At 72.7% G+C, this 3,880-nt stretch carries 4 protein-coding genes and 1 pseudogene; 3 read left to right on the forward strand and 2 right to left on the reverse strand.

What is annotated here, in order from left to right:
* Positions 1-207: pseudogene (locus tag V8688_RS31575) on the forward strand (hypothetical protein); the annotation flags it as partial.
* 164 nt (positions 208-371) lie between these two features.
* On the opposite strand, the gene V8688_RS31580 reads toward V8688_RS31575, so the two are convergent.
* Positions 372-1,463 carry an RNA ligase (ATP) gene (locus tag V8688_RS31580; protein ID WP_342802341.1) on the reverse strand — a complete coding sequence of 364 codons (1,092 nt, stop codon included), beginning with the start codon at positions 1,461-1,463 and terminating at the stop codon, positions 372-374.
* 78 nt (positions 1,464-1,541) lie between these two features.
* Positions 1,542-2,732, reverse strand: coding sequence for a precorrin-3B synthase (gene cobG, locus V8688_RS31585; protein WP_342802342.1), 1,191 nt, complete (start codon positions 2,730-2,732; stop codon positions 1,542-1,544).
* 118 nt (positions 2,733-2,850) lie between these two features.
* On the opposite strand from cobG, the gene V8688_RS31590 reads away from it, so the two are divergent.
* Complete coding sequence (locus tag V8688_RS31590; protein ID WP_316575151.1) at positions 2,851-3,519, forward strand: hypothetical protein; 669 nt, start codon at positions 2,851-2,853, stop codon at positions 3,517-3,519.
* Positions 3,520-3,560: 41 nt separating this feature from the next.
* A partial coding sequence (locus tag V8688_RS31595; RefSeq protein ID WP_342802343.1) for a MerR family transcriptional regulator occupies positions 3,561-3,880 on the forward strand: 320 nt, incomplete at its 3' end.

Genomic DNA, 3,880 nt, shown 5'->3' on the forward strand with positions numbered 1-3,880 from the left:
TTCCTGGTCTGCGGTCTGGGCGGGCTCGCCAGCGCGGGCCCCCGCTGGTTGCTGCGCTGGCCGCTGCCGTGCCTGCTGGCCGCGCTGGTGCTGGCCTTGGCCGCACCGCACCTCGGCGGAATGTGGCTGGTGGTCGGGGTGATGGTCACGCTGACGGTGGCGGTGGTGTCGGAGACTGTGCGCGCGCGTCGCCCGGTTCGCGCGTAGCGCCTCCGTGGGGCGGGGNCGGAATGTGGCTGGTGGTCGGGGTGATGGTCACGCTGACGGTGGCGGTGGTGTCGGAGACTGTGCGCGCGCGTCGCCCGGTTCGCGCGTAGCGCCTCCGTGCGCCGGTGCGGATCGCCGCACCGGCGCACGGACGGCGCTGGTGATCACTCGAATTCGGTGCCACCGTCGCGCAGCAGGTACGCGTCGGAGACGATCTTGCCGATCGCCCGCCCGCCGAGCACCGGCGACTGCCGCTCGGTCGCGGGCCGGATCACCAAGCCCTCCCGGATGTTGGCGCCCAGACCGCTGACGGTCTCGCTGCCTTCGGCGAGCGCGAGCAGGGTCGCCGCGTCGTAGGGGCCTTCGTAGAGGACCGGCACCCGTGGCACGGTGAGCCCGAGTTCGCCCAGCAGCGTGCCGATCTCGTGATGGTCGAGCCAGCGGACCGGCTCGCCGCCCCGCTCCACCGCGACATCGAACAACCCGTAGCCCAGCGAGCCGTCATGCGCGGCCGAGGCGCCGTAGTGCAGGTCCTGCACGCCCGCGCCGTAGACCTCGCCGAACAGCCCGACCCGGTCGGCGTCGAGCGCGGTCGCCAGCTTCCTGGCGGCCTCGTCGAGGCCGTGCGCGCGGATCGCCCGCCAGTACAGGTTGCCCTCGGACGGCGTGAGCGACAGCGACTTCCCGCCGACGCCCTTGGAAGACACCAGGATCCGGTCCTCGGCCCGCACGAACGTGAGCAGGCACGCGGTGCCGTGGATCTTCTCCGTGGCCACCACCGGTTCCCCCGCGGTGAAGATGGTGGGGAACCGCTTGATGTTCTCGACATCGATCCACCGCAGCAGCTCCGGCGCCGCCTCGACCTGACCGTCCATCGAGACCGGTACCGGCGGCACCCACTTGGTGATCCCCAGCGCGTCGGCGAAGTCGGTGCCCGCCACGGCGGCCGCCGCCAGATCGACACCCGCGAGCGCCGCCGGCGTGCACACGATGCCCTGCGACACCTCGCCCCGCAGTCGCACCGCCTTCACCCGATTGCGCTGCGGCCCCGCCAGTTTGCCGGTCAGCCCGAGCTCGGCGACGAGCGCCTCGGGCAGTACGGCCTGCTCCGGGATGTAGATCGCGTGCGCGCCGGTCGTGAACTGACCCTTGGCCACGACCGCCCGGTACAGGCCGACCTGGGCCAGCTCGAGCCGGTCGGCGTTCGGATGCGCGTGGACGATCAGTTGTTCGGCCGTCACCTGCAGTGTGGACATGGAAACCCCCTCGTTGCGAGGTGATCAGCGTACGAGCCCCGCGCACCGGGGTCGACCGAATTTCGGTGTGGGCGAACGTCAGTGGGTGTCGACCCGGTAGCCGTCGGGGGTGGCGACGACGTCGGTGACCGGTCCGCTCGGCCGGCCGCAGCGGCGCTCACAGCCGGACCAGTGCTGACGGCCCGCCACCGTGAGGTCCTCGGCGGGAACCACGACATGGGTGGATTCCTGGGCGCCGGGCCGGACCCGATCGCTGTCGACGGCGGCCGCGAGATCGGCGCGCACATCGGTGAGCGACTTCGCGCAGCCGGGCCGCCCCGCGCACGCGCTGACCCGCAGCCACGGTGACTGCGCGTCGAAGATCAGCCCCATCGGCGCGAGCACCCGGACGACGGTCTCGGCGGGCCCCTCGTCGAGGTCGGTGATCACCAGGCTGCGCCACGGCGTCACGAAGACGGGCCGTTCGGCGGCGGCGAGGAACTCCGCGGTCCGCGCGGGTAACGTGCCGAGCGGCACTCCGGCGCCGAGGCTGACCAGGCCGTCGTCCTGGTCCAGCCAGCCGATCGGGATATCGTGTGCCGCACCGAGTTCCAGCGGCGCGCCGGCGGGGGAGCGGTCCAGCGTCTCGGCGACCCGCTCGGCGCCGCCGGGGATCTCGTGCAGTCGCCACTGGCCGTCGTCGCCGCAGCCGCGCAGGTCGAGGAAACCGCGCGCCGCGTCGAGCATCACCTCGACCGCCTCGCTCGCGCTCACCCGTAGCCCGGTGTCGGCGCCCGCGAGAACGACGGCGAACTCGTCGGCGGCGACGGCCTGGATGCCGATGTCGCCGCGCAGGGTGCTCACATCGCCGCGGCCGTCGTCGAGGGTGAACAGCACCCGGCCGGGCAGCTCGGCCAGCCGGGGGTCGGCCTGGAGTCCGGTGTCCAGGCCGACGGCGAGGTCGTGCACGTCCGCCCAGCCGCCGATCCGGCCCGACAGCGGCGAGGCCACGATATTGCGGACCCGTTCATGCGTGCGGCTGGGCAGCAGACCCGCCGCGCCGAGCCGATCGGCGAGGGCGGCGGGGTCCCCGACCCGGCGCAGCTGGATATTGCCGCGCGAGGTGAGTTCCAGGGCGCCGTTGCCCAGCTCGCGGGCCGCGTCGGCGAGGGCTTGCAGCTGCTGCGGCGCCAGCCGGCCGCCGGGGACGCGGATCCGCGTCAGCGGCCCGTCGGCGGCCTGGTGCAGGCGCAGGACACCGGGGCAGGAATCGGGGGTGCTCCTGGTCATGATCCGTCCAGCCTACGACCGCCGACCCGCGCGCCGCCGTCAGGCATTGCCGACGGGCGTCGCCTAGGGTGGTCGGGGAATCGTTCGCCAGTCGTTCGCCGACAGGAGAGGTCACCGCATGTTGCGTGAATTCGTGGACAAGCGTGTAGTTCCCGCGCTCGACAAGGTCGCGCACGCGCAGACGGGCACGGTCGGCCGCTACGTCGACTGGCTCGAGCGCAGGCATCCGCAGGACGCGCCGGTGGAGACATTGCGGCGGTTGTCGCGGCAGTACCTCGTCGTCGTCACCACCAGCGGGGTGCTGGTGGGTCTCACCGCCGCCGTGCCCGGGGTGGGCACTGTGCTGAGCCTGGCCGCGACCGGTGTCGACACGGCCGTGTTCCTCGAGGCGTCGTCGGTGCTGTCGGTCGGCGCGGCCGCGGCCTACGACCTCGACCCCGCCGATCCGCGGCGCGAGCACCTGGTGTCGAAGGTCGTCCTCGGTGAGGCGGGCACGAAGGTGCTCGACGAGACCGCCGGGCACAAGACCGGCCAATGGCTCTCGGTGGTCACCGATCACATCCCGGGCTTGGCGAGCATGCCCGACTCGCCGGCCAAGCGGTTCATCGTCAACTATCTCGTCAAACGCACCCTGCTGCTGTTCGGCACCCTCATCCCGGCCGGTATCGGCGCGGTCATCGGCGGCGTCGGCAACAACGCCCTCGGCCAGATGGTGGTCGCCAACGTCTACCGCAACCTCGGCACCGGTTCCCCGGAGATGGTCGCCGCGGGCACCACCCGCGACTGATCGCTTGACCTTCGACCTGCTCGAACCCCGATGATGACCGGGTGCCCGAATCCGATGACCTGCTAACCATCGGCGCCTTCGCCCGTGCCTGTGGCCTGAGCACCAGCGCCCTGCGCTTCTACGCCGACGCCGGTGTCCTCGTCCCCGCCGTGGTCGACGAGTCGACCGGCTACCGCTACTACGCCCCCGGCCAAACCGGCCCGGCCCGGCTGATCCGTCGGCTGCGGGCCGCCGACATGCCGCTCCCCGCGATCGTCGCCGTCCTCGCCGAACCCGACCCCGCCCGCGTCGCCGACCTGCTGGACGACCACCTGGCCGACCTGGACCGCCGGCTCCGCGCGGTCAACGCGGCCGCCGACGC

It is taken from the genome of Nocardia sp. No.11, from assembly GCF_038752175.1.
GTDB lineage: Bacteria > Actinomycetota > Actinomycetes > Mycobacteriales > Mycobacteriaceae > Nocardia > Nocardia canadensis.

What these genes read in the sequence shown, in the direction of transcription:
- V8688_RS31580 (WP_342802341.1), bottom strand. Translation starts at nt 1,463, where the DNA reads ATGTCCACACTGCAGGTGACGGCCGAACAACTGATCGTCCACGCGCAT.
- cobG (WP_342802342.1), bottom strand. Translation starts at nt 2,732, where the DNA reads ATGACCAGGAGCACCCCCGATTCCTGCCCCGGTGTCCTGCGCCTGCAC.
- V8688_RS31590 (WP_316575151.1), top strand. Translation starts at nt 2,851, where the DNA reads ATGTTGCGTGAATTCGTGGACAAGCGTGTAGTTCCCGCGCTCGACAAG.